A 25,318-nucleotide genomic window follows, 5' to 3' on the forward strand; every position below is an offset into this window, starting at 1 on the left:
AGCTTTCGCTCCTAACTGAAGGTTGTATGCATGGCCAGCTCCGTCATGACGAGCATGGCACGATACGCTTCGATGATGTCCTTGGCAGGAAAAGCAACAATTGTTGTACCATATTCCAGATGCGTACCTGGCATGAGCTGCGCCCACTCCGCTTGTCCATAGTTCGTAAATTCGATTCGCAGGAGAATTTCCTTTGGCGGGACGAGCGGTTTTGCTGCAGCTATATTGTTCATCGCTTCTTTTACTTTCTCCTGAAGAAGCTGTCCTGCTTTTTTCGGGGATGGTGTCAATATGGCAGAGCGTGATAACGATTGTTTGACTGGAGCTGTCACAACATGCGGCATCAGCTGTTCCGCTTCCAGACACGCCTGATCATCCCCTGCTACCAGCAGAACCGGCACACCATAATGACCAGCAATATAAGCATTGAAACCGAGTTCCCCGATCGGTTCATCATTCAGGAAAAAGTTGCGGACACCGTGAATCATACTGTGTGACATGACTCCGAACTGGCCTGCTCGTGCATGATAGCCAGAAAAAATCGCTCCCGAAAAACTCCCATCCAAGCTCTGCACCATTGAAAGCGGTTTCACTTCCCCGGATATCAAATAAGCCTCTTCATGTAATTCTTCCACCAATAGGTTATTCATCTTAGAATGGCTGTCATTGACAAGGACGTATTCGGCTCCGGCATTCCTGGCTGCTTCAATGATATTGTTCGTTTCTGTGGTCATGATTCGTCTTGCCCGTTCATAATTATGTTTCGAGCTATCCACATATGTATGGTCCGGTAAACCAACAATCCCTTCCATATCCACCGATAGGTAAATTTTCATGCTACTCCTCTCTTCCGGTAACTCCCTGTTTATTGAATTTTCTAAATAATTATAACATAGTGCTTTTATGTTAGGAAGAATAATTCCCATTTTGTTGGGAAGGTTTTCTTACAAAGCCCAAAAAAATAAGCCCCTTTGTAAAAGGGACTTATCCATCTTCTCATTAATGTGTTGTTTCTTCCACTGCAGCTGCAGCTTCTTCGAACACGTCATCATTCACACGTTCGATATCCGCTCCAAGTGCTGCAAGTTTCCCATGGAAATTCACATAACCGCGATCCAGATGCTTAAGCTCTGTTACACGAGTGTATCCATCAGCAATCAGTCCTGCCAAGATAAGTGCTGCTCCAGCGCGCAAATCAGTTGCTGCTACTTCAGCGCCTTGCATATCTGTCGGACCTTCCATGATGACACTGCGGCCTTCGATTTTGATCTTCGCGTTCATACGGCGGAATTCTTCCACGTGCATGAAGCGGTTTTCGAATACTGTTTCCGTGATGATACTTGTGCCTTTTGCACATAGCATCAATGCCATCATCTGTGACTGCATATCAGTCGGGAATCCTGGGTGCGGCAAAGTTTTCACGTCTGTCGCTGTCAATTTGTCAGGACCGATGACACGAATGCCATTGGCTTCTTCCTTGATCGTTACACCCATTTCTTCCATCTTCGCTGCAACAGCACTCACATGCTCCATCTCGATGCCTTCGATAAGGACATCACCTTTTGTGATGGCAGCTGCAACCATGAAAGTACCCGCTTCGATACGGTCAGCAATCATCGTATGCTCAGCACCAACTAGTTCTTCGACACCTTCGATACGGATAGTCTCCGTACCAGCACCTACGATTTTAGCTCCCATTTGGTTCAGGTAGTTTGCCAGATCGACAATCTCAGGTTCCTTTGCACAGTTCTCCAAGATAGTCGTTCCTTCAGCCAATGCTGCAGCTGTGATGATATTTTCTGTTGCACCGACACTTGGTACATCGAGATATATTTTAGCGCCTTGCAGGCGTCCTTCTGAGCGTAATTCTACATAGCCGTTACCGACTTGCACATTTGCCCCCATCGCTTCGAACCCTTTCAGGTGCTGATCGATCGGGCGGGATCCGATTGCACAGCCGCCAGGCAATGCAACTTTCGCATGACCGAAACGAGCCAATAATGGACCCAACACCAAAACAGATGCACGCATCTTGCGAACGTATTCGAAAGGTGCTTCTGTCGTCATTTCTTTCGCAGCATCCACAGTGATCGCGCCATTATCGAACGCTACCTCTGCACCCATACTGCGCAACACTTCATTAATCGTAAAAACATCGGCTAAAGCCGGGACATTATGAATAACACTTTTTCCTCTACTAGCAACTATACTTGCTGCGATGACAGGCAGTACGGCATTTTTCGCACCTTCGACCTTGACAGATCCCTTAAGCTGCCTTCCACCACGGACGATGATTTTTTCCAAGTTTCATTCTCCTCCGCGTCCAATTTCACTATATTAATATTCAGTCGTTATGATAGGCGTTCCTACAGTTACGGTTGATTGCCCATTCCCGTCATGCAGCGCAAGCTGTATGTTCATGTTGTCTGCTAAGGAACGGCTGGCTTTCAATTGTGTTGTATATCCTGTTGTCGTAGTGTAAACGTTATCTTGCATATTCGTTAGTGGTTGAACATCTAATTTTTCCATGACATTCTGAAACAAAATACCACCGCTTATTTTATCACCGAAACCTGCTTTGAGACAAGCGAATTTTGTTGCAGAATCAGTGAAAAAACGCATTTCGGCAGTATTTGTTAAGTCTTGGACATATGTGTGTACGTTATCCGTCCAATCCGAGCCGGAAATGGTATAGATGATTTCAGCCTGGTATTCCTTATCTGTAGGTACTACCATCAATATACGTTCGTCAATGCTCTGGTGTTTATGGGGGGTATGTACCAAAAATTTAGCGGCTTTGTCCGTTTTTTGTTCCATTATGGAACCTGCTTCATGCAATTTCGCCAAATAATCTTTTGCATCATCCCGGGAAATAGACTCACGTATGGTTATTTCATAAGAAAGCATCTCTGTCCCTTCGTTATCCAGCACCGTGTACATGCGATCCAAATCGTCCGTTACATCAGCTTTTCCTGCCCCTTGTGACTCCAATCCATTACCGATCAGCATAATGATTACTACGATTAAAACAAGATAATGTTTCATTTTTTTCGCTCCCCTGTCCGTACTTTTTACAAGCAGTATGAACAGGGAAGGTGATGCTTATACATTTTTGCTAGATTACTAGAACAGATACCGAAGCTGATTCGTCCAGCTGACCAACTGTAAAAAGGCATTGCTGACAGTCGTCCCGATGACGATGGTCAGCAAGATGACCAGCATCCTTGCTTCAAATACCTTTCCTTTCTTTATCAAGGCATCTACGTTGACCCCCATCAAAATACGCCAAGTAATACCCATGAAAGCGATGTGGGATGCCATCCCCAGCAGCGCATCCTGCCCTAACACAGTAAACATTCAAACACTCCTTATGAGAATAAGCAGGTGTATGCGAGCGGTTCAGCCACATAGTACTCTGTTATCCTATATTCCGTACTATTAAACACTTTTCTTTCAAATTATAACGACATTTGCTATGATACGCCATCTATATTTCCCAGGAAATCAAATAAAAAAACAGCATTCCCCAATGGAATGCTGTTTTTGATATCAACGGCCGTGTGATGCGACATCAAGTCGATTGATCGCCCGCTTAAGCGCCTGTTCTGCGCGGATTTTGTCTAAGTTATCCTGCTTTTCCTGCAGACGTTTCTCAGCGCGTTGCTTCGCCTGTTCTGCACGGTCCAAATCGATGTCAGTTGCTTTTTCAGCAGACTGAGCAAGAATCGTGATTCTGTCAGGACGGACTTCAAGGAATCCGCCGCTTACGGAAACCCAATCCGTGCGACCCTGGATTTGTAGACGGACCGAGCTGACTCTCAATGGCGCTACCAACGGAATGTGACCTGGCAGGATACCGAGTTCACCATCTTCCGCTGTACAGCTGACCATTTCATAGTCTTCTTCGAGAACAGGACCATCAGGAGTAACAATACTTGTTGTTACGGTACTCATAAGGAGCCCCTCCTATCCTACTATTGCATGATTGCTGCTTATTGGTTAACGCCAGCTTTTTCAAGCACTTCTTCAATACGTCCAACAAGGCGGAAAGCATCTTCCGGAATGTTATCGTATTTACCTTCCAAGATTCCTTTGAAGCCTGCAACTGTTTCTTTTACAGGTACATAAGAACCTTTTTGGCCTGTGAACTGCTCGGCAACGTGGAAGTTCTGAGAAAGGAAGAACTGAACGCGACGTGCACGTGCAACGACAAGTTTGTCCTCTTCACTTAGCTCATCCATACCAAGGATCGCAATGATATCCTGCAATTCACGGTAACGCTGCAATGTTTGCTGCACTTGACGTGCTACATTATAATGCTCTTCTCCGACAATGTTTGCATCCAATGCTCTGGAAGTAGAGGCAAGTGGATCTACGGCAGGATAGATACCTTGTTCGGATAGTTTACGGTCAAGGTTCGTTGTAGCATCCAAGTGAGCGAAAGTCGTAGCCGGAGCCGGATCTGTGTAATCATCGGCTGGTACGTATACTGCTTGGATGGAAGTTACGGAACCTTTATTTGTAGATGTGATACGCTCTTGAAGCTGACCCATTTCCGTTGCAAGCGTCGGCTGGTAACCTACTGCTGATGGCATACGGCCAAGCAATGCGGACACCTCAGAACCTGCTTGTGTGAAACGGAAGATGTTATCGATGAATAGTAGAACATCCTGACCTTCTTGGTCACGGAAGTGCTCTGCCATTGTCAAACCAGTCAAGGCAACACGCATACGTGCACCAGGCGGTTCGTTCATCTGACCGAAGACCATGGCAGTCTTCGCGATAACGCCGGAGTCCTTCATTTCGAAGTACAAGTCGTTACCTTCACGTGTACGCTCACCAACACCTGCGAATACGGAAATACCACCGTGTCCTTGTGCGATGTTGTTGATCAGTTCCTGGATAAGAACGGTTTTACCTACACCCGCTCCTCCGAAGAGACCGATTTTACCACCTTTGATATATGGTGCAAGCAAGTCGACAACTTTGATACCTGTTTCAAGGATCTCCGTCTCTGTTGCCAAGTTATCGAAGTCTGGTGCTTCACGGTGGATCGGGTCTTTTTTGACTTCGCCTTGGATAGGCTCGTCCAAATCGATCGTCTCACCTAATACGTTGAAAATACGTCCTAGTGTAGCTTCTCCTACAGGTACGCTGATCGCTGCTCCTGTATCCACTACCTCTTTTCCGCGCTGTACGCCTTCTGTGGAAGACATCGCGATTGTACGTACACTGTCATCACCAAGGTGAAGTGCCACTTCCAAAGTCAAAGAAGTAGTTTCGTTCACTTGGACAACTAGTGCGTTATAGATGGCAGGCAGGTGGCCGTTCGGGAAACGTACATCCACAACCGGACCCATTACCTGCGTAATGATACCATTGCTCATCTGGACCCCTCCTATCTGTATTCTTAGGATTGCTGCGCAGCCGCTCCGCTGACAATCTCACTGATTTCTTGTGTAATGGCTGCTTGACGTGCACGGTTATAAGTAAGCGTCAGATCATCGATCCGCTCGTTGGCGTTATCTGTCGCATTTCTCATCGCTGTCATACGGGCAGCGTGCTCACTTGCTTTCGCATCTAGCAGCGCGCCGTAGATCAAGCTCTCGGCATATTGAGGCAGCAATATTTTCAATATTTCTTCTGCGTTCGGTTCGAATTCGTACATGCTCTGTACGGAACGTCCTGTATCGGCAGAAAGGTCTGTTAACGGAAGCAGTTTCTGGGAAGTGACTTCCTGGGAGATGGCGTTGTTGTAATGGTTGTAAAACATCACCAATTCATCAATCTCGCCTTCCAGGAACATTTCCACAGCTTCCGATGCAATCTGCTTGATATCAGCAAAGTCCGGCTGATCAGGCAGACCGATGATTTCCTTGGCGATCGGCATGTCGTTCTTCTTGAAGAAGTCGCGGCCGAAACGTCCGGCAGCAATCACCGTATATTCATCTGCAGAAGCATGCTGACGCTGGATGGTACGATACACTTCACGAATGACGTTGTTATTGTACCCGCCAGCAAGACCACGGTCAGCCGTGATGACGAAGTAACCTGTCTTTTTGACTGCGCGTGTTTGCAGCATTGGATGTGTCGCGTCGTCTGAAGCGGCGATTTGTGACACAACCTCCTGCATTTTTTCGCTATATGGTACGAAAGCTATTGCATTCTGTTCCGCGCGGCTCAATTTGGACGCTGAAACCATCTGCATCGCTTTCGTAATTTGTTTCGTCTTTTTGGTAGAGTTGATTTTACTCTGGATATCTCTTAAGGATGCCAAGGCGCATGCAGCCTCCCTTCGCTAAGGAATACGTGCAGCATTCCGTAATTTATGAAATGTTAGTTTACGACGAATGTCTTCTTGAATGCTTCGATCGCGTTGTTAAGCTGATCGGAATCAGCCGGTTTGCCAGTCTCACGGATGCCTTTCAGCAAGTCCGCTTGATTCGCTGCGAACCAAGTGTGGAATTCATTCTCGAAACGAACGATTTGTTCAACCGGGATATCATCCAAGTAGCCATTTACAAGCGCATAGATGATTGTTACTTGTTTTTCAACGGAAAGCGGCTGATGCAAACCTTGCTTCAGTACTTCCACTGTACGTGCACCACGGTTCAAGCGAGCTTGTGTGGATGCATCCAAGTCAGAACCGAACTGTGCGAATGATTCAAGCTCACGGAATGCAGCTAAATCAAGACGCAATGTTCCGGCAACCTTCTTCATCGCTTTGATTTGCGCAGATCCACCTACACGGGATACGGAAAGACCTGGGTTGATCGCAGGACGTACACCGGAGAAGAACAAATCAGACTGCAAGAAGATCTGTCCGTCTGTGATGGAAATGACGTTTGTCGGGATATATGCAGAAATATCGCCAGCTTGTGTTTCAACGAATGGCAATGCAGTGATGGAACCGCCGCCCTTCTCGTCACTAAGCTTCGCTGCACGTTCCAATAGACGGGAGTGCAAGTAGAATACATCTCCTGGGAATGCTTCACGGCCCGGCGGTCGTTTAAGAAGCAAGGAAAGTTCACGGTATGCTGCTGCTTGTTTGGAAAGATCATCGTATACGATCAAGACATGCTTGCCGTTGTACATGAATTCTTCACCCATAGCCACACCTGCATACGGTGATAGGTAAAGCAATGGTGCAGGATCGGATGCACCTGCTGCCACTACGATTGTATAATCAAGCGCGCCGTGTTTACGAAGCGTTTCTACTGTACCGCGGATAGTGGATTCTTTTTGTCCGATTGCAACATAGATACAGATCATATCCTGGTCGTGCTGGTTGAGGATTGCATCGATTGCAACGGATGTTTTACCAGTCTGACGGTCACCGATGATCAACTCACGCTGACCGCGGCCGATCGGTACGAGTGCATCGATCGCTTTGATACCAGTCTGAAGCGGCTCGTCAACGGATTTACGATCCATGACACCTGGTGCCGGAGCTTCGATCGGACGAGTTTTCGTCGCTTCGATCGGTCCTTTACCATCGATTGGCTGACCTAGCGGGTTCACTACGCGGCCAACAAGTTCTTGTCCTACAGGAACCTGCATGATGCGTCCTGTACGGCGAACCTCGTCACCTTCACGGATGCCTTTGTATTCTCCAAGAATAACGACACCGACATTTGATTCTTCCAAGTTCTGTGCAAGTCCCATGACACCGTTTGCGAACTCGATAAGTTCTCCGGACATTACATTATCCAGGCCATGGACACGTGCGATACCGTCACCAACTTGAATAACAGTACCAACGTCACTTACTTCCATTTCAGCATCATAATTTTCGATCTGCTGTTTGATCAACGCACTGATTTCTTCAGCTTTCATGCTCATGCGGTCTCACCTCTATCCTTATTTGCTCACATTTACTAAATTGCGTTCGATACGAGTCAGCTGATTTTTGATCGAGCTGTCGTAAACTGTATTGCCGATTCTTACTTTCAACCCGCCCAATAGTGTCGGATCGACCTTGTTATCGATGGAAACAGCTTGTATGCCAAGTTTCTTTGAAAAAGTATCAGCCACCGTCTGGCGCTCTGCAACGGATAGCTCACGGACAGAATAAACGGTTGCTTGCACAGTACCTTGCTTTTCGTCATGCAATGCTTGGAAAACATCCGCCATTTGCGGGATGCTGCCGATACGACCGGCATCCAAGAGCAATTTCAGCGTGTTGCGGGTTTCGATACTTGCTGCTGCAAAACTAGTTTCAATCAATGCTTTCTTTTTATCCAAGCTGACCTTGGGTTCGGACAAGTAACGGAGGAAAGCAGCATCGTTTTGTGCCACTTGCTTCGCTGTGTGCAATTCCGCTCGCACGGTTTCGACGATATCGCGGTTCTCTGCCACTTCGAAAAGCGCTTCTGCGTATCGTTTTACAATGGTCACATCACGCATGGCTTATCGCTCCAATTCTTTCACATAGTCACTGATTAGCTTATCCTGATCTTCGGAGGAAATTTCCTTCTCGATGATCTTGCTTGCAATCTGTACGGAAAGGGATGCAACTTGTGCCTGCAATGCCTGCATTGCTTTTTCCTTCTCGTTGGCGATATCTTCAACCGCTGCGTCTTTGAGACGTACTGCCTCACGTTTTGCTGCGGCAATGATATTCTCTTCTTGCTGCTGTCCTGCTTTTCTTGCTTCTTCTATGATCGCATGTGCTTCAGCACGTGTTTTCTTCAATTCTTCAGCGGCAGTTTTTGCTGCTGCCTCTGCATCTTTACGGCTTTGCTCCGCCGCGTCTATTTCACTTGAAATAAACTCTTGGCGATCTTGCATGACTTTCAATAAAGGTTTCCAAGCAAATTTACCTAAAAGCGCCAGTAAGATTATGAAGCTGATGATCTGTACCAGCATACTGCCTATAGGTGCGCCGCCAATGGAAGCACCGATGATAAGTGTTTGCAACAGTTCCACTCCTTTCAAGCTTCTAACCACAGTTACATATGTAATCCGGGTTCTTACTTGTTCATGACTTACAAAAAGAATGGCGAATATTCAACAGATAGAATTTCGCCATTCATTCAAATTATAAGGTGAGTTATTACATTACGATAAACGCGATAACTACTGCTAGAATTGGAATTACCTCTACCAATGCAACCCCAAGTAGCATCAAGTTTCTAAGTGTTCCAACAAGCTCAGGCTGTCTTGCTGCACCTTCAACTGTACGACTGATGATTAGACCGTTACCAATACTTGCACCAAGTGCTGCCAAACCTACTGCAATAGCTGCTGCTAATGAACCCATAATATAATTTCCTCCTTGTTTTTACTTACAAATTTTGTTTAGTGGTCTTTCGAGACCTTGTGAGACAGATACACCATCGTAAGTACGATGAAGATATATGCCTGGATTGCACCGATGAACAAACTGAACGCCTGCCATGCCACCATAGGTATTACGGCAAGGATGGTTGTATACGGCGGTGCAGTGAATGCAAGAGACTCACCTATCAGGGATAGAAGAATCTCACCTGCAAAGATATTACCGAACAAACGAAGACCTAGTGTCAATACGTTTGCCACTTCCTCGATGAGATTCAAAGGAAGCATGAATGGGATTGGTGTTACATATCCTTTTAGATAATGCTTCATGCCATGCATCCGTATACCTGCGAAGTGTGCAAGTAAAACGACCATGAATGATAGTGTCAATGTTGTGACAGCATCGGAAGTTGGTGATTTCCACCATAATGTATGATCGCTGGAAACACCCATGACGATGACTCCAAGCATGTTACTCACGAGGATGTACATGAACAGAGTCAATCCAAGCGGCAAGAAATGCTTGCCGGTTTTCCAATCCATGGACCCGCCGACTACGCCTTTGACAAAATCGACGATCATCTCCAGTAGATTTTGGAATTTCCCAGGTCTCTGCTGCAGACGACGACTTCCCATAACACAAATGATAAAGACTATGATCGAGGAAATGATGGTCATCAGGGATGTGGAAAGGTTGAAATCAAGCCATTCGATACCAAAGGCATCATTCCACATTGGTGATTCGTGATTCAATTAATTCACCTCTTTCGCTGCTAGTCTTTAAGCCTGAAAACTAGAGAATCTATTAAGATAACGATGTAGCAAGTAGCTATACCTACAGCTACTCCAATAAGATGGAAATACTCTTCAAAACGAAGTGCGATCACAACAGCAAGTATCGCTGCTAGCAATCGTGAAAATGTGCCGATTCCGGAAATCCTCTGGTTCTTTGCAGCTGCGTTTACGAATCTCGTAATCTTTGACTGCAGCGACCATAGCATGAATAGACTAAATGCGGTTCCTAGAAGTAGGCCGAGGAAAATGCGTTGATAAGGTGTGAATGCTGCTCCAAGGACGAATATCGCCAAGAGACAGAACATCCACTTTCTTTGTCGTGCGTCGTTCATCTTATTGGCTTGCTGCATCTTCTTTACTCCCATGCGTGAAAGACGTACTTAAAATGACAGATACTTATGTATGGGAAGCGGTGCAGTAATTCTCTTGACCAACAACCAACAAAAGTACTTATAGTTCTTTCAGCGTTGTTATACGCTTGCGACAGCTGCTCGGAAGCTGGTGGCCGACACGCTGCGCGCAAACCACGTCCCCTGCCTGCCAGTCCAATACCCACTGCACGCAATGTATAGAATACAATAGGCCTATTAACAGTGTCAATACAAGATTGTGAAATAAATTACAAAGTTAATAATTACCTTTCACATTAGTATTGGATGCGCTTCCACCAAATCCAATGAGTGAAGGTCTGTCCATATTGCACGCACAGGCCTCCACTCATTATTATATAGGATAATTAACGCTTCATATTTGACAATTCTGTGACATATGTTTCACTTACTTGTACTATTTCACCAGCATTCGGTCTGACAAATACAGCGGAAGTTCGATATTCACATATTCTCCATCTTTCATACGAAGCTGCACGAGTGCCAGATAGACGCCGGCATTTCCTGCTTCCTTCTTATTCATACTGCCTTTGACCAGCCCTGCATCCACTTGTGATAATGTTAAAAGTCTTCTGTCATAAACCAGTGTATCCGGGTTGTATAAGTCTATTTGCAGATGGGCTGCGCCTTCTGGCAAGTAAATCTGGTAGCGGTATTCCCCGCGCCGGCCGACAGGCTTCCACTCCATCTCCAGCCCCATTGCCTTGGGATGATCCGTTTGTTTCACAAGAAACAAATACGGCAGCCGTACTTCTTGTTTGCCGAATCCAGCCGTGAGGTAACCTTGCTGCATGCCGGCTTTCTGTAAATCAGGATTGACAGAAATGCTGACTTTTATTCGTTTCGTTTCATGAGGAGCCAAGGTTTGGGGCATCGGCAGCCGCCAGCGGACCCCATTCACAGCTTTGGGTTGATTGAATTGCAGCCGCTGCGGTTCATCACTGACATTATGCACGGTAAGCACATAGTCGATCTCTTTTTTCGAAACGATCTTACCGAAACGCAGCAACGGATTTTCAATGATGACTGCTGTTTTGAGAGCTTTGGCAGGCTGCATTTTCCCCATGCCTTGTTCAATTGGGTCATAAGGTACGCCGTCCGGCTTTGTGAGCAGCTCCGCTGTCGTCAGTAAAGCTCCGATTTGCTGCTCGTTCGTCCAATCCGGATGGGCTTCCTTTACTAGTGCCAGTGCACCCGCTACGTATGGAGCAGCCATGCTCGTGCCTTGCAGTGCCTGATAGCCGGAATCCGGCACTGTGCTCCAAACAGGCGCACCTGGTGCTGCAATTTCAGGCTTGATTGCCCAATTTCTTGTAACAGGACCTCTGGAGCTGAAAACAGCCATTCGATTTTGAAGCTCGACCTGCTTTGCTGACAGCTGCACTGTCTGCTCGTTTTCCAAAAGCCATGCACCATCCTTCTTCGTTATAGCTGCAACGGGGATGGAAACAGGCCTTTTGCCGTCATCGAGAGAAGCCTGCAGCGGGCAGTCCGCATCGTTATAAATAAGCACAGCAGAAGCATTCGCTCGCTCTGCCGCCCTGGCTTTTTCTGCAAATGGAATCTTCCCCCTGACAAAAACGACAATTTTCCCTGTTGCATCTGGCAGTTTCTTTTCTCCTGTACCAGCATTGATGATTGGCAGGCTCCGACGCTGCTGCCATTCTACGGATCCTTGCAACAGAGCGATCGGAATCGTTTTTTTATAGAAACTCTCATACAGGACGGCTGACTTTTGCGGCGTGGTGACAGCACCGACCGACAATGCTTTTGTGGCAGTAGCCGGGGATCCGACCGTCCAGTTGGCAGGTCCCTCGTTGCCATTGGCAGTCACGACGCTCACTCCCATTTCCGCCGCTTTATTCACCGCCAAGCTGGTCGGCCAATCCGGGCCATTGACGGAGCTGCCAAGCGACAAATTGATGATATCCATTTTGTCTTCGACTGCTTTTTCAATGGCGGCAATCACTTGGACCGATGTCCCGCTCCCGCCAGGACCAAGTGCACGGTAGCTGTAAATATCCGCATCCGGCGCAATGCCCTTCATCTTTCCATTGGCAGCAATGATTCCCGCAACATGCGTGCCATGGATTGTAGCTTCCCCTTGTTCAGAAGTCGTTTCCATCGGGTCATCATCCCAGTCAACCACATCAAAGCCGCCTTTGTAGTTTTGTTTCAAATCAGGATGCTTGTAGTCAATTCCGGTATCAATGACACCGACTTTCACTCCCCGGCCCGTTACACCAGCGGCTTTGGTTCCCAGGAACTCTTCGGTCACGAAGGGGACATCTGCTTTTCTTGCTGTTGCTCTGTACGTTTGGACTTGATGCACATTCAGCAGCTGACTATGCGCTGTCAGTTCATTCAGCTCGGCATCCGTTGCTCGAAGTGCCAGTCCTTGAAATAACGTATCGAATTCCTCGACAATCTCAATGAATGGATAATGCATCTCCAGATAATCTCGATAATCCGCTGCATTTCCATCCAATTCGATGATGACCGTCCTTTGCTCTGCTGCCTGAGTCGGCTGGAAGCCAAATATGATCGACACAAATAAAAACAATAAAATACATCGCTTCACAGCCTCTCCCCCCTTTGTGTCATTAGGATGCACGAGAGAGGCTTCCCTATACAAAAAACCAGCTGACTCAGTCAGCTGGTTCAAAAGGCGCAGGCGGTTCTGTCTGCATTCCGAAATAATAGTGAAGATAATCGGCAATCCGAATCGAAGCTTGTCCGTCTCCATAAGGATTGGATGCTTGGGACATTTCATCATGTGCTTGTCCATCTGTCAAAAGATGATCGGCCATGTTGAATATCGTCTCTTCATCCGTTCCGGCAAGTTTCAGCGTTCCGGCTTGGATGCCTTCCGGGCGCTCCGTCGTATCACGGAGCACGAGTACCGGCACACCGAGTGACGGTGCCTCTTCTTGCACGCCGCCTGAATCCGTCAGTATCAAATAAGATCTGTACGCAAAGTTATGGAAATCGATCAGCCCAAGCGGCTCGATCAATTTGATCCGTTCATGATCTCCAAGAATCCGATCGGCAATATCACGAACTGCTGGATTCAAGTGAACAGGGTACACAATCAGGGTGTCGGGATGTGCATCTGCAATCCTTCTGATTGCAGTGAACATATGCTCCATGTTTTCACCGAGATTTTCCCGCCTGTGTGCCGTGACGAGTACGAGGCGTCTTCCTTGCGCTTCTTCGAGTATCGGATGCTGATAATGCAGATCAACGGTTGTCTGCAACGCATCGATTGCTGTATTGCCTGTCACCGCAATCGTTTCCGCATTCTTGTTTTCTTCAAGCAAATTTTGTCTTGCTTGGTCAGTCGGCGAGAAATGCAGATCTGCAATGACACCTGTCAGCTGCCGGTTGAGCTCTTCGGGAAATGGCGAGTACTTGTTCCAAGTGCGCAGTCCCGCTTCCACGTGACCGACAGGAATCATATTATAATAAGCTGCCAACGATGCTGCAAAGCTGGTAGTCGTGTCGCCGTGCACGAGCACGATATCCGGCTTCACTTTGCGATACAGCTCGTCCAGTCCTTCCATCACTTTCGTCGTGATATGCGAAAGACTTTGGCGTGCTTTCATGATATCCAAATCATGATCCGGCTGAATATCAAATATAGTCAGTACTTGATCGAGCATTTCCCGCTGCTGTGCCGTCACTGCGACTATCGTTTCGAACTGGTCCGGACGCTTTTTCAGTTCAAGCACAAGAGGTGCCATCTTGACTGCTTCGGGACGTGTCCCAAAGACAAGCATGACTTTCTTTTTACTTGGTTCCATACAATCGATCTCCGGCATCGCCAAGACCTGGTACGATGTAGCCATGATCATCAAGTTTTTCATCCATTGCAGCCAGATAGATATCCACATCCGGATGTTCTTTCTTGATAACTTCCACACCCTCAGGAGCAGCAATCAAGCACATGAGGCGGATTTGTTTCGCTCCGCGCTTTTTCAACGAGTGGATTGCGTCATTTGCCGAACCACCAGTTGCCAGCATCGGATCGATGACGATCAATTCACGTTCTTCAATATCAGATGGGAGCTTGATATAGTACTCCACTGGCTGCATCGTTTTCGGATCACGGTACATACCAACATGTCCGACACGCGCAGCAGGAATCAGGCGCAAGATACCTTCTGTCATGCCAAGACCGGCACGCAAGATTGGCACAAGTCCGATTTTCTTCCCAGCAAGTACCTTCGTTTTCGTTTCCACGACCGGTGTCTGGATCGTAGTCTCCTCCATCGGCAGATCACGTGTGATCTCAAAGGCCATCAGCGCCGCAACCTCGTCCACCAATTCACGGAACTCCTTCGTACCTGTATTCTTATCACGTATGTACGTAAGCTTATGCTGAATTAACGGATGATCCAAAACAAAAACATTACCCATTTCCGAACACTCCCTCTAAAAATATTCAAATCTTTAATAGTATACAGAAAGAAAAATAGGAACGCAATGAAAATTCAAAAAGCTAAGGAACCAGCTAGGAATGATGTGGCAGGGTAAGGAAAATAACTCCGTTTACCGATGATAAAACACAACAATTGTCTTAATTGTTACAATAAACCAATAACTTATGATACATTCTTAATAACAAGACATCCCATTAAATGGCATGAAAAATTGTTTTGACTCGTTTTTTAAAGTTTAGGAACATATCCTTAGACAAGGAGGCCTCACCATATGAGCGCACTAATTGTGGTTCCATTGTATCTTATTGCCATATTCCTTGTGATCAGTTCTTCCAGAAGTAAGGACTCTAAAGGTGCAGCGGTACGTTATAGAGCAATGAGTTATGCTATAGTCGTTTTTCCCATCGGATGGCTGATCATGGAAGCATATCGTCATCTCATACAACCCGTCCCACTCGAGACTTATCGCGGTTTCATGACGATGCTTTTACCAATCATATTCATCGTCTATGGCTTCTCCTTATTTTTATTAAGACGAAGGATGAGTGATCCCGAAGCAGCAGATCATTAAGTTTCTCTTTCTTTCCTACCCCAACAACATACACATATACAAAAAGACAGCCGCTCACGCGACTGTCTTTCTTCTCTTACTTATAAAGCGGGAAACGATCAGCCAATGCTTTCACACGGCCTTTCACTTCTTCCAATTTCGCAGCATCATCATGATGCTTCAATGTTGTGGCGATGATTCCAGCTAGTTCATCCATCTCCTCGAGCTTGAAGCCGCGAGTCGTGACTGCTGCTGTACCGATACGGACACCGCTTGTGATGAATGGTCCTTCTTTATCGAATGGAATCGTGTTTTTATTCGTTGTCACGCCAACTTCATCCAACGCATGCTCTGCATCTTTCCCTGTAAGGCCTAGCTTGCTTACATCAAGTAGGAGCAAGTGGTTGTCTGTACCACCGGATACAAGACGCACGCCTTCATTCGTCAAGCCTTCTGCCAAGCGCTTGGCATTATCGACGATCTGCTGGGAATAAGCTTTGAAATCATTATCCAGGATTTCTTTGAAGCTCATTGCTTTTGCAGCGATGACATGCATCAACGGTCCGCCCTGCATTGCCGGGAAGACTGCTTTGTCGATTTGTTTTGCGTATTTCTCTTTTGACAGGATCATACCGCCGCGTGGTCCGCGCAATGTTTTATGCGTTGTCGTTGTAACGATGTCTGCATATGGAATTGGCGATTGATGGACACCTGCTGCGATAAGACCAGCGATATGTGCCATATCGACCATCAGATATGCACCGACTTCATCAGCGATTTCGCGGAATTTCGCAAAATCGATTTCACGCGGATACGCACTCGCTCCGGCTACGATCATCTTCGGCTTCACTTCAAGCGCTTTTGCACGCACTGCGTCATAATCCAGCTGCTCTGTTTCCTGATCCACGCCATATTCCGTGAAGTTGTACAGCTTACCGCTGAAGTTCACTGGACTGCCGTGAGTCAAATGACCGCCATGACTGAGGTTCATGCCAAGAACCGTATCTCCCGGTTCCAAGAATGCGAAATAAACTGCCATGTTTGCTTGTGCACCGGAATGCGGCTGTACATTGACATGTTCAGCGCCGAAGATTTTCTTCGCGCGGTCGATTGCTAGATTTTCTGCTACATCAACATATTCACAACCGCCATAATATCTGCGGCCAGGATAGCCCTCCGCATATTTGTTTGTAAGTACGGAGCCTTGCGCTTCCATGACAGCCTGTGATACGAAATTCTCTGATGCGATCAGCTCGATCTTATCGTGCTGGCGCCCTCTTTCGTCTTCGATAGCTTTGAATAGTTCTGGATCATTCGCTTGAATATGTTTCATCGAAACATGCCTCCTCGTGTATTGTTGATGTATGTCGTTGCCGGTGTCAGCCTGGATATACTGCTCTAACGCCGCCGATCAGCTTGGGTCTTGTATAAGCTGTATTGATGCGGGCTCCGCCGATATAACGCTGTTTCAACCGGAATGGCACTGCCACATGCCTCAGATGCATCCCGATCATCGTTTCCCCGATATCGATTCCGGCATCTGCCTTGATATCCTCGACCAGTACAGGGGCCTCAAACTGCTCATAGGCAAAAGCAGCCATACTGCCGCCGGCTCTTGCAACAGGTTTCGCAGAAACTTCGGTTAAACCGTATTGCCGACTGATATGCTTCTCTACTACAATAGCACGATTTAAGTGTTCACAGCATTGAAATACAAGATTTATCCCAGTTTCTTTTTTCAGCCATTCCAGGTGCTGGTAAAGCAGTTCCGCGATTTCCATATTGCCTGCACTGCCGATCCGCTTACCACCCACTTCGCTTGTCGAACAGCCGATCAAGAATAAGTCTCCTTCATGCAAATGGCCGCTAGACGCAAGCTCTTTCACAACAGTACTGATATGATCTGCGATTGCCTTCATGATGCACCCTCGCTTTTACTTGTTTTCGTATTCCGTGATTTTGTTCACACGGTTCTGGTGACGACCTGCCGTAAATTCCGTTCCAAGCCATGCTTGGACGATTTCCCGAGCCAGTCCCGGCCCGATTACGCGTTCTCCCATGGCAAGCATGTTGCTGTCATTATGTTCACGTGTCGCTTTGGCACTGAACACATCATGTACAAGCGCTGCACGGATGCCTGGTACTTTGTTTGCCGAAATACTCATACCGATACCAGTTCCGCAAATCAGGATACCGCGGTCGAATTCACCGTTTGCCACTCTTTCCGCTGCAGGGATGCCGTAATCCGGATAATCCACAGACCCCTCACAATCACAACCTGTATCCTCAAACTCGATATTCATTTCCGTCAAAAGGTCCGCAACTTCCTTACGAAGATTTACTCCACCGTGGTCCGATGTCAGAATCACTTTCATATTGTTCTTCCTCCTTATTGAATTCCGCGTGATGCACGGATGCTTGTTTGGTAAATTCAAATTGCTTCATTTGCTGTCTGAGACTGCCTGCTTGCTCTTCCAGCGATGCAGCCAATTGTTCCAGATTGTGCATGACAGATGCTTGCTCCTGAACGGAGGCACTCACTTCCTGTGCCCCGGCAGATGCCTGTTCCGCAAGCGTCGCCACACCTTTGGATCGATCTGTAACCGACGCGATTTCTTCGCGCTGCTGCAGCGTCAGCTTGCCGATTTCCTGGATAGACGTCACAACCTGTGTGATGGCGGATGTCATTTCTTCCATCACAACACTGCTTTCGGAACCTTTTCCTGCCTCGCTCCGTGCCAGCGCCAATTGTTCATCGATCTCGGTGACGACTTGTCCGATATTCTGCTGGATTTCTTTGATGTTGGCAGATATGTCCTGCGCCGCCTGTCTGCTTTCATCTGCCAGTTTCCTGACTTCTTCCGCTACAACGGCAAAGCCCCGCCCCTGCTCACCAGCACGTGCTGCTTCGATGGAAGCATTGAGTGCCAGCAGATTCGTCTGCTCCGCGATATCGCTGACAAGACGGATGATTTGCTCGATCTTTGCAGCATTTGTTTCAAGCTGCTTTACATTCCCGATTGAATGCTCCTGTTTTTCTGCAATCATTTGAATTCCCTGCACCAAATCCATGACAACCGTTTGGGAACTGTGCAATTTGCCGACCATCCCATGTGATAATTCCTGCGACTGGTCTGCTTTGGTCCGGACATCCTCCGATAAAGCTGTTGCGTTGTCGAGTGACTGCACAATGCTTCCGACAGCTGCCGAAGTCGATTGAGCTCCTTCAGCCATCGTCTGCATGATGCCATCGATCTCGATGACTTTCTCAGAAGCTGTCATTGTTTCAGACTGGATTTGTTTCGCATACTGATCATTTGCCGCCGCATTCGCATCGATATCCGAGATCATCGACTTCAAGTTATGCAGCATTTTCTGAAAGGCGCGTGTCAATGCACCGATCTCGTCATTGGAAGGAATGACTTCCCACTCTTCCTCCAAGCTGCCATCAGCAGCTTTGGTTGCGACCTTTTCCAGATCCTTTAGCGGTTTCGTGATGAAGCGGGCAGCTGTAAACGCCAGGATCCCGGTCCATACGACACCAAGAAATAAAGTGAATAAAACGAGCACTGTTGCAGAAACATCCCAATATTGCTGCACAAAAGGATGTACGACATAAATGAATAACGCACTCACACTATATGTGACCAATGCGAGAACTGTAGCGAAAATCGCCAGTTTGAAACGCAGACTGAAGCTTTTCATGACAAATTCACCATCCATGCTGATATTTTGGTATGAGAGTCTTTTTACCTATCTCTCATTGTGAATCTTTTCTGCCAATTTATCAACATAGAATTCCAATTCCTTTAGCGTATCACGGTATACTTCCACAGACCTGCCAAAAGGATCCATGATATCCGCAGCCGGCATGCTTGCCTCGAGCTCCTGGATATAACGGATTTCCTGCTGATGTGACTCTATGAAGTCACGTTGGAATCGGTTAGGATCGCCTTGAAAGCTGCTGGCGAATCGCACACGCTTCGTTTCCAGATCAGCATATGCTTCCTGCAGCGCCTTCCAAGCAGCAGCTGCCTCCTGTGAAGCATATTCCGGCAATGTGAACAGCTTGCCGGCAGCATGCGGATACTGTTCAAGCAGCAATTGTTTATGCTGCTCCGTCATCGTCAGGATCAAATCGGCCCAATTCACCCGTTCTTCCGTGACCGGTTTCGATTGATGGCCAAACAGCACGCCAGCTTCTTCCATGACTGTTACCGCTTGATGCGAAGCTGGTGATCCGTCGTTGGCAAATATACCAGCAGACTGCACTTCCACCTGCGGCAGGCGTTTGCGCACAAGCGCTTCTGCCATCGGGCTTCTGCATGTATTGCCAGTGCAAACAATTAAAAGTTTCATCCAGATATCTCCTTGCTACTAAAAATGATGCTGTACTTAGTATACAACAGGACAGACAATCTTACATCGACAGGAGCCGGAGGAATTATCGTCTTTAAGATCGCATACAAAAAAGGAACGCTGATGATCAGCGTCCCCTCCTGCTTAAATCGATCCTGTCGCAGCTTTTTCCAAACGATTCATGATTGCAGCGCCGACTCCCTGCTTCCCGAAACTTTCACAAAGTATCACGGACACATCCGATTTCTTGAAATATCTGAGTGCATCATAAAGATGTTGCGCCACAGTCGACAAATCCTCTCGTGTACCGCAAACTTGGATACGCTCATTTTCCAGCTGCTGCGCGAGCTCCTCGGTCGCAATGATGCCGACGATCTCTCCGTCCTCGGCAAGCTTATCCGCATGCTGCTGCATATCCTTTTCCACCAAATATAAAGGTGCTTCCGGCGCGTAATGTGTATACTTCATTCCAGGTGCTTTCGGCTTTTCCTTTTCATCGCCAGCCAGTCCCGGATCGATCATCACGGTGCCGATGACTGCTTCGATTGCTTCCGCTGTTATACCGCCCGGCCGAAGTATTACCGGCACTGCTTCCGTACAGTCAATCACAGTGGATTCCAAGCCGATGCCAGTCGGACCGCCATCCATGATCCCCGCGATACGCCCTTCCAAATCATGTGTCACATGCTCCGCTTTTGTCGGGCTAGGTCTGCCTGAGATATTCGCACTCGGTGCTGCGATCGGCAAACCCACTTCCTCTAAAAGCCGCAAGCCGACCGGATGACTTGGTATGCGGATACCGATGGAATCAAGCCCTGCACTGACATTCGAAGCCACTGTCCCTTTACTCTTCAAAATGATCGTAATCGGTCCAGGACTGAAGGCATCCAGTAATGTAAACGCTGCTTCCGGGACGTCTTCGACAAGGTCCTCCAGCTGGTTCTTGCTTGCTACATGGACAATGAGCGGATTATCGGACGGACGGCCCTTTGCTTCGAATATTTTCCGGACAGCTTGTTCATTTGTTGCATCAGCGCCAAGACCATACACCGTCTCGGTTGGAAAAGCGATGGTCTCCCCTTTTCTGAGAAGATCGGCTGCCTCTTCCATCGCTTGTTTATCGAAAGACTGCTCTGACACAGTCCAATGCTTCGTTTCCATATGAATCAGATGCTCCTTCTGCTAAATATCACTAAGAGTTATGATACCATATGGAATGCTAAACCCCAATGTCAGAGCGCCTTCTCCCACCAGCCTTGTTTCGATTCGAAACCGTACAGCTGCATCAGCTGATCCAGCGTCTCATGATGGCTGACGAGCCGCAGATAACTTGCTTTTCGCCTGCGAGCTTCGATGCTGGCAAGCTCCATACAAGTCAAAATGACAGTCCCATTCGCTGGCGGTTTTGCGTACATCGAATGCACACGCAATGATTCTCCATGTGCTTCCAAACAAAAAAAGGCCCGCCACCCATCGTCCGTGTCCAGGATATAACCTTCTTCATACAGCTTCTGCTGTTCCTTTTGCCATCGCGGCAGACTGCCCCCGAAAAAAGCATCCAATTCAGCAATTTCGACTGCTTGAGCTGGAATCAATTGCATTAACAATTCCTCCCGTCTATTTCTGGTTGATAGATTATATGAACGGGAGGAAGATGATATGATTCTAGTTGAACCATTCTAATAGAAAGAATTTCACCTTGGGCTTTTCTTCTGCCAGCGGCTCTTCCGCTGCAATATCAATAGGCTCCGCATCTGCATTCTCCTCAGCTTCCGCTACACTCGTCCCGCTTGAAAAATCCAAGAAGCAAAGCGGCGGGAACAGCACGCACCACCAGTTCTCCCCCTCGCCTTCTCCCAGCGTGATCAACACAGCTTCATATTGACCTGCCGGATACAGATAAGAACCGTAAAGCTTTGCCGGAAAAGAAATATTTTCATTGTACTCTACTTCAAACCCTTGTGATTTCCCTTGCTCATTCAACACACGCGCAACAGTTTTTCTGATCTCGGGGAGCTGCTCCTCAATGAGTGCCCGCGCCTCTTCGATATCCGCAATATCCGCTACCCACCCATTGATCTGCGCATTCACTTCATCCCGGATCAAACGCTTCAAATCTTGATCACCATCAGAATTGCTATTGGCCAGTATACGGAGACGGATTGCTTCATCCGGAATCTCCTTCACCGCTTGTTCGCTATTGCTTATCTGAGCCTCTGTGCTGTTTCCCGGATAGAAGATATATAAAAATAAAAGAACGATTGCAGTAAGGAGGAATAATAGCTTTTTCATATCAAGTACCTCTTTCTTTTGTGTGATGGTACCAGTATGAACAGGTTGGGGAGATTTAAACCTATGAATCTAGTTTTATTTAAACTACATTAAGGATGTATTATGATAGGGACATCACCCCTGTAAAAAAGACAATTTTCATGCCGCGATGGTTGAGAACAGGGAAAGAATACCCTTCAGAGATAAACCGTGACCGATACTAATTGGAACGTAAAAAAAGATGACCCCTGTTTTATACAGGAATCACCTTCCGCTTTCCACTGCCTAACCCTTTCAAAAAGTGTATCTTTCACAGGCTGAGTTATTGATCGATTTTATCAATAGCCATACTTGGAATAGTGATATTACCACCCATTGTAGACTCGTAAGTAATTACACCACCTGATGTACCATAGATTGTAAGTTCATCATCTTCCAGAACTCTTGAATCTACAACAGAAGCATCAAATTCTCCTAGAAGGATTGTATCGTAGTCATCCCCAACCGCAAATCTGATTTGAGTGATTCCGTCACCTTCCATAACCTGGACTACTTTACCACTGAATTTCACTTTTTCACCAACATAATCATCCGGTGTTCTAGCCAGTTGATCATATGTAATACCTGTATCGTATCCCTGTTTCTCTTTCGCTTCAGCTTCCGCTTTTTCCTTAGCCTCTTCTTCGGCTTTCTTCTTAGCTTCTGCTTCTTCTTTATCTTTCTCTTCAGCTTTACGTTTTTCTTCAGCTTCCTTTGCTTCTGCCTCTTGCTGCTTTTTCTCTTCATCAGATAACTTGAACCAAGGAGCTGCTTCATCTACTTTTGCTTGCAGGTCTTCGTTTTCTTTTTTAAGACTTGCTACGGTATCGGTTTCGGTCGTTAACTTTTTCTCCAAGTTCGTTGACTCAGCATTAACTTCGTCAAGCTGACTTTGAGTAGGGCCAAACAATAATCCAATAATAAGTGCAACAACGGCCGTCAAGACATACTTCCAGTTTTTCTTAAGAAATTTCATTTGTGTCTCTCCTTGATGGTTAAATATAATTCATGCTAATTTTACCATCAAAGCATAGAAAAAAGACCATTTTTTTCAAAATAATAGTCTTTTATATCTACTTTTTTTAATTCCAATTATAAAAAACAATGTGGAAGGACTTTCCTCATGGCATTAACTATATGCTATGGAATGGACAAATCTTAAACTATATGATGGCGCTCTAAAATCACAATATACCTATGTCTCTACATAAAAAAAGAACCGTGCTACGCACAGTTCTCATTCACATATCCAAGCAAACACCATACGATCCTTGCCATTGATATCCTGCCGTACTTCCACTTCTGCTTTTGGAAACTTCGACAGTAACAAATCGCGCACCTGCGCTCCTTGCTGCCAGCCGATTTCAAAGGCCACGATAGCCGGCAATGCAAGTACCTCTGGCAATCCGCTGATAATCGCTTTATAAGCAGCAAGTCCGTTTTCGTCAGCAAACAAAGCTAGACTAGGATCGAAGTTTTTCACCGTATCCGCCATATGCTCTTTGTCTGCTTCATCGATATATGGCGGGTTGGAAACGAGCACGTTGACGCGTGTATCAAGGTGTCCGAGAGGCTCCAGATAACTCCCGTGCTTCAATGTGAGGTCGGCTCCTAATGTACGGCTGTTGCTTTTTGCAACCAGCAGGGCACGTTCGGATATATCCGTTGCGATGACATTGGCTTGAGGAAAAGCAAGCTTCAAGGACGTGGCGATGATACCGCTGCCAGTTCCGATATCGGCAATCGTCAAATCCTGTCCGGGTAGATGCTTGTGAATCAGCTCTTCCACGCCGAGGACAAGCTCTTCTGTTTCCGGTCTCGGAATGAGCACATCCCGATTCACATAATAGCGCCGCCCGAGGAATTCTTCTTCCCCAGTCAAGTGCTGAAGCGGAATACCGGTTTTGGCGTGCTCTTCGATATCTTTTTTGAAAGCGGAATACAGTACAGCATCCATTGGTTCACGCAAATTCATCAGAAGCTCGGTCTTATTGCATCCAAGATGGAACATGAGCAAAAGCTCGGCCACTCCCTCTTCTCGCCCATTTGTTTGCAGAAAACCTTTCGCTTCCTGAAGTGCCTCCATGATGCTTGGCTGGTTATTCTCCGATTTGCTCAAGTTTTTTCGCCTGCTCTTCCATGATCAGTGCATCGATCACTTCATGAAGCTTTCCTTCCAATATCTGATCCAGTTTCTGAATCGTAAGGCCGATCCGGTGATCCGTCACGCGATTTTGCGGGAAATTGTATGTGCGGATACGCTCCGAACGATCACCAGTACCAACAGCGGATTTCCGTGCATCATCGTACTCAGCCTGTGCTTCCTGCTGGAACTTATCATAAATTCGTGCACGCAGGATTTTCATCGCTTTTTCCTTGTTCTTGATTTGGGATTTCTCATCCTGCATCGATACAACGATCCCTGTCGGCATATGCGTCAAACGGACCGCTGACATCGTCGTGTTTACACTTTGTCCTCCTGGTCCGCTGGATGTGAATGTATCCACTCGGATATCTTTATCATGGATATCTACTTCCACTTCTTCTGCTTCCGGCATAACAACTACAGTCGCAGTCGATGTATGGATACGTCCGCCGGATTCCGTCTCCGGGACTCGCTGCACGCGGTGTGCACCGTTTTCAAACTTCAGGTTGGAATAGGCATTGGCTCCATTGATCATGAAAATTATTTCCTTGTAGCCTCCGACACCAGTCGAGTTTGCTTCCATCAATTCCGTTTTCCAGCCTTGCGCTTCCGCAAATCGGCTGTACATGCGATATAAATCACCAGCAAACAGCGCTGCTTCATCTCCGCCAGCTGCTCCGCGGATTTCCATGATAACGTTTTTATCATCATTCGGATCTTTCGGCAGCATCAGAATGCGCATCTGCTCTTCCAATTCCGGAAGTCGCGGGGACAATTCAGAGATCTCCGCTTTGGCCATTTCTATGATGTCCGGATCTTTTTCCTCGGCAAGCATCGTCTTGGCATCTTCCACTTGTGCGCTGATATCTTTGTATTCGCGATAAGCTTGTACGACATCAGTCAATCCTGCTTGTTCTTTGGAGTATTCACGTAATTTATTCGTATCACTGATCACATCCGGATCACTTAATAATTCGTTCAATTTATCATAACGGTCTTCCAGTGCTTGTAAACGATCTAGCATATCGACACCTCTTTCCTTGCTTCA

28 protein-coding genes are annotated in these 25,318 nt (G+C 46.9%); 1 reads left to right on the forward strand and 27 read right to left on the reverse strand.

Annotated elements, in window-relative coordinates:
* Nucleotides 1-11: 11 nt before the first annotated feature.
* The 16 genes from SFC66_RS02265 to upp form a co-directional block, all read right to left on the reverse strand.
* Nucleotides 12-836, reverse strand: a complete 825-nt coding sequence (locus SFC66_RS02265; RefSeq protein WP_411217079.1) for a M55 family metallopeptidase — start codon at nt 834-836, stop codon at nt 12-14.
* Nucleotides 837-999: 163 nt separating this feature from the next.
* The gene (gene murA / locus SFC66_RS02270) at nt 1,000-2,304 is read right to left on the reverse strand and encodes a UDP-N-acetylglucosamine 1-carboxyvinyltransferase (protein WP_411217080.1); all 1,305 of its coding nucleotides are present in this window, start codon (nt 2,302-2,304) and stop codon (nt 1,000-1,002) included.
* Between the two features lie 33 nt (nt 2,305-2,337).
* The gene (locus SFC66_RS02275; RefSeq protein ID WP_411217081.1) at nt 2,338-3,045 is read right to left on the reverse strand and encodes a YwmB family TATA-box binding protein; all 708 of its coding nucleotides are present in this window, start codon (nt 3,043-3,045) and stop codon (nt 2,338-2,340) included.
* A 78-nt stretch (nt 3,046-3,123) separates the two neighbouring features.
* Complete coding sequence (locus tag SFC66_RS02280) at nt 3,124-3,357, reverse strand: DUF1146 family protein (RefSeq protein ID WP_411217082.1); 234 nt, start codon at nt 3,355-3,357, stop codon at nt 3,124-3,126.
* A 192-nt stretch (nt 3,358-3,549) separates the two neighbouring features.
* Nucleotides 3,550-3,954 carry a F0F1 ATP synthase subunit epsilon gene (locus SFC66_RS02285; protein ID WP_411217083.1) on the reverse strand — a complete coding sequence of 135 codons (405 nt, stop codon included), beginning with the start codon at nt 3,952-3,954 and terminating at the stop codon, nt 3,550-3,552.
* 38 nt (nt 3,955-3,992) lie between these two features.
* A complete protein-coding gene (gene atpD, locus SFC66_RS02290; protein ID WP_411217084.1) occupies nt 3,993-5,387 on the reverse strand; it encodes a F0F1 ATP synthase subunit beta in 1,395 nt (464 codons plus the stop codon).
* A 23-nt stretch (nt 5,388-5,410) separates the two neighbouring features.
* On the reverse strand, nt 5,411-6,277 hold the full coding sequence (gene atpG, locus SFC66_RS02295) for an ATP synthase F1 subunit gamma (RefSeq protein WP_411217085.1): 867 nt from the start codon (nt 6,275-6,277) through the stop codon (nt 5,411-5,413).
* Nucleotides 6,278-6,336: 59 nt separating this feature from the next.
* Nucleotides 6,337-7,842 carry a F0F1 ATP synthase subunit alpha gene (gene atpA, locus SFC66_RS02300; protein WP_411217086.1) on the reverse strand — a complete coding sequence of 502 codons (1,506 nt, stop codon included), beginning with the start codon at nt 7,840-7,842 and terminating at the stop codon, nt 6,337-6,339.
* Nucleotides 7,843-7,860: 18 nt separating this feature from the next.
* Nucleotides 7,861-8,406 (reverse strand): F0F1 ATP synthase subunit delta, encoded by a 546-nt coding sequence (locus SFC66_RS02305; protein WP_411217087.1) that lies wholly within the window; start codon nt 8,404-8,406, stop codon nt 7,861-7,863.
* A gap of 3 nt (nt 8,407-8,409) precedes the next feature.
* On the reverse strand, nt 8,410-8,928 hold the full coding sequence (gene atpF / locus SFC66_RS02310; protein ID WP_411217088.1) for a F0F1 ATP synthase subunit B: 519 nt from the start codon (nt 8,926-8,928) through the stop codon (nt 8,410-8,412).
* A gap of 127 nt (nt 8,929-9,055) precedes the next feature.
* Entirely contained in the window at nt 9,056-9,262 is a 207-nt protein-coding gene (gene atpE / locus SFC66_RS02315) for a F0F1 ATP synthase subunit C (protein ID WP_038564072.1), read from the reverse strand.
* Nucleotides 9,263-9,300: 38 nt separating this feature from the next.
* A complete protein-coding gene (atpB, locus tag SFC66_RS02320) occupies nt 9,301-10,032 on the reverse strand; it encodes a F0F1 ATP synthase subunit A (protein ID WP_411217089.1) in 732 nt (243 codons plus the stop codon).
* Between the two features lie 20 nt (nt 10,033-10,052).
* Entirely contained in the window at nt 10,053-10,406 is a 354-nt protein-coding gene (locus SFC66_RS02325; protein ID WP_411217090.1) for an ATP synthase subunit I, read from the reverse strand.
* A gap of 454 nt (nt 10,407-10,860) precedes the next feature.
* Nucleotides 10,861-13,044 carry a S8 family serine peptidase gene (locus SFC66_RS02330; RefSeq protein WP_411217091.1) on the reverse strand — a complete coding sequence of 728 codons (2,184 nt, stop codon included), beginning with the start codon at nt 13,042-13,044 and terminating at the stop codon, nt 10,861-10,863.
* A 67-nt stretch (nt 13,045-13,111) separates the two neighbouring features.
* Nucleotides 13,112-14,266 (reverse strand): non-hydrolyzing UDP-N-acetylglucosamine 2-epimerase, encoded by a 1,155-nt coding sequence (gene wecB, locus SFC66_RS02335; RefSeq protein WP_411217092.1) that lies wholly within the window; start codon nt 14,264-14,266, stop codon nt 13,112-13,114.
* Complete coding sequence (gene upp, locus SFC66_RS02340) at nt 14,253-14,882, reverse strand: uracil phosphoribosyltransferase (protein ID WP_411217093.1); 630 nt, start codon at nt 14,880-14,882, stop codon at nt 14,253-14,255. Before upp ends, wecB begins: the two co-directional genes overlap by 14 nt.
* 294 nt (nt 14,883-15,176) lie before the next feature.
* Between upp and SFC66_RS02345 the strand changes: the two genes are divergently transcribed.
* Nucleotides 15,177-15,476, forward strand: a complete 300-nt coding sequence (locus SFC66_RS02345; protein WP_411217094.1) for a hypothetical protein — start codon at nt 15,177-15,179, stop codon at nt 15,474-15,476.
* A 76-nt stretch (nt 15,477-15,552) separates the two neighbouring features.
* On the opposite strand, the gene SFC66_RS02350 is transcribed toward SFC66_RS02345, so the two are convergent.
* From SFC66_RS02350 to prfA, 11 genes are all read right to left on the reverse strand, one after another.
* Nucleotides 15,553-16,788 (reverse strand): serine hydroxymethyltransferase, encoded by a 1,236-nt coding sequence (locus SFC66_RS02350; RefSeq protein WP_411217095.1) that lies wholly within the window; start codon nt 16,786-16,788, stop codon nt 15,553-15,555.
* A 46-nt stretch (nt 16,789-16,834) separates the two neighbouring features.
* Nucleotides 16,835-17,374 carry a TIGR01440 family protein gene (locus tag SFC66_RS02355; protein WP_411217096.1) on the reverse strand — a complete coding sequence of 180 codons (540 nt, stop codon included), beginning with the start codon at nt 17,372-17,374 and terminating at the stop codon, nt 16,835-16,837.
* A gap of 15 nt (nt 17,375-17,389) precedes the next feature.
* Nucleotides 17,390-17,830, reverse strand: coding sequence for a ribose 5-phosphate isomerase B (rpiB, locus tag SFC66_RS02360; RefSeq protein ID WP_411217097.1), 441 nt, complete (start codon nt 17,828-17,830; stop codon nt 17,390-17,392).
* A complete protein-coding gene (locus SFC66_RS02365; protein ID WP_411217098.1) occupies nt 17,784-19,160 on the reverse strand; it encodes a methyl-accepting chemotaxis protein in 1,377 nt (458 codons plus the stop codon). The genes rpiB and SFC66_RS02365 overlap by 47 nt, the downstream gene beginning before the upstream one ends.
* A gap of 48 nt (nt 19,161-19,208) precedes the next feature.
* On the reverse strand, nt 19,209-19,814 hold the full coding sequence (locus SFC66_RS02370) for a low molecular weight protein arginine phosphatase (RefSeq protein ID WP_411217099.1): 606 nt from the start codon (nt 19,812-19,814) through the stop codon (nt 19,209-19,211).
* A 144-nt stretch (nt 19,815-19,958) separates the two neighbouring features.
* Entirely contained in the window at nt 19,959-20,975 is a 1,017-nt protein-coding gene (locus SFC66_RS02375) for an L-threonylcarbamoyladenylate synthase (RefSeq protein ID WP_411217100.1), read from the reverse strand.
* A gap of 71 nt (nt 20,976-21,046) precedes the next feature.
* Complete coding sequence (locus SFC66_RS02380; RefSeq protein WP_411217101.1) at nt 21,047-21,415, reverse strand: hypothetical protein; 369 nt, start codon at nt 21,413-21,415, stop codon at nt 21,047-21,049.
* Nucleotides 21,416-21,479: 64 nt separating this feature from the next.
* Entirely contained in the window at nt 21,480-22,106 is a 627-nt protein-coding gene (gene spoIIR / locus SFC66_RS02385) for a stage II sporulation protein R (RefSeq protein WP_411217102.1), read from the reverse strand.
* Between the two features lie 301 nt (nt 22,107-22,407).
* On the reverse strand, nt 22,408-23,100 hold the full coding sequence (locus SFC66_RS02390; RefSeq protein WP_411217103.1) for a toxin regulator: 693 nt from the start codon (nt 23,098-23,100) through the stop codon (nt 22,408-22,410).
* A gap of 261 nt (nt 23,101-23,361) precedes the next feature.
* Nucleotides 23,362-24,243, reverse strand: a complete 882-nt coding sequence (prmC, locus tag SFC66_RS02395; protein ID WP_411217104.1) for a peptide chain release factor N(5)-glutamine methyltransferase — start codon at nt 24,241-24,243, stop codon at nt 23,362-23,364.
* Entirely contained in the window at nt 24,224-25,294 is a 1,071-nt protein-coding gene (prfA, locus tag SFC66_RS02400; protein WP_411217105.1) for a peptide chain release factor 1, read from the reverse strand. The genes prmC and prfA overlap by 20 nt, the downstream gene beginning before the upstream one ends.
* Between the last annotated feature and the right edge of the window lie 24 nt (nt 25,295-25,318).

Source organism: Terribacillus saccharophilus (genome assembly GCF_046592895.1).
Classification (GTDB): Bacteria; Bacillota; Bacilli; order Bacillales; family Amphibacillaceae; genus Terribacillus; species Terribacillus saccharophilus_D.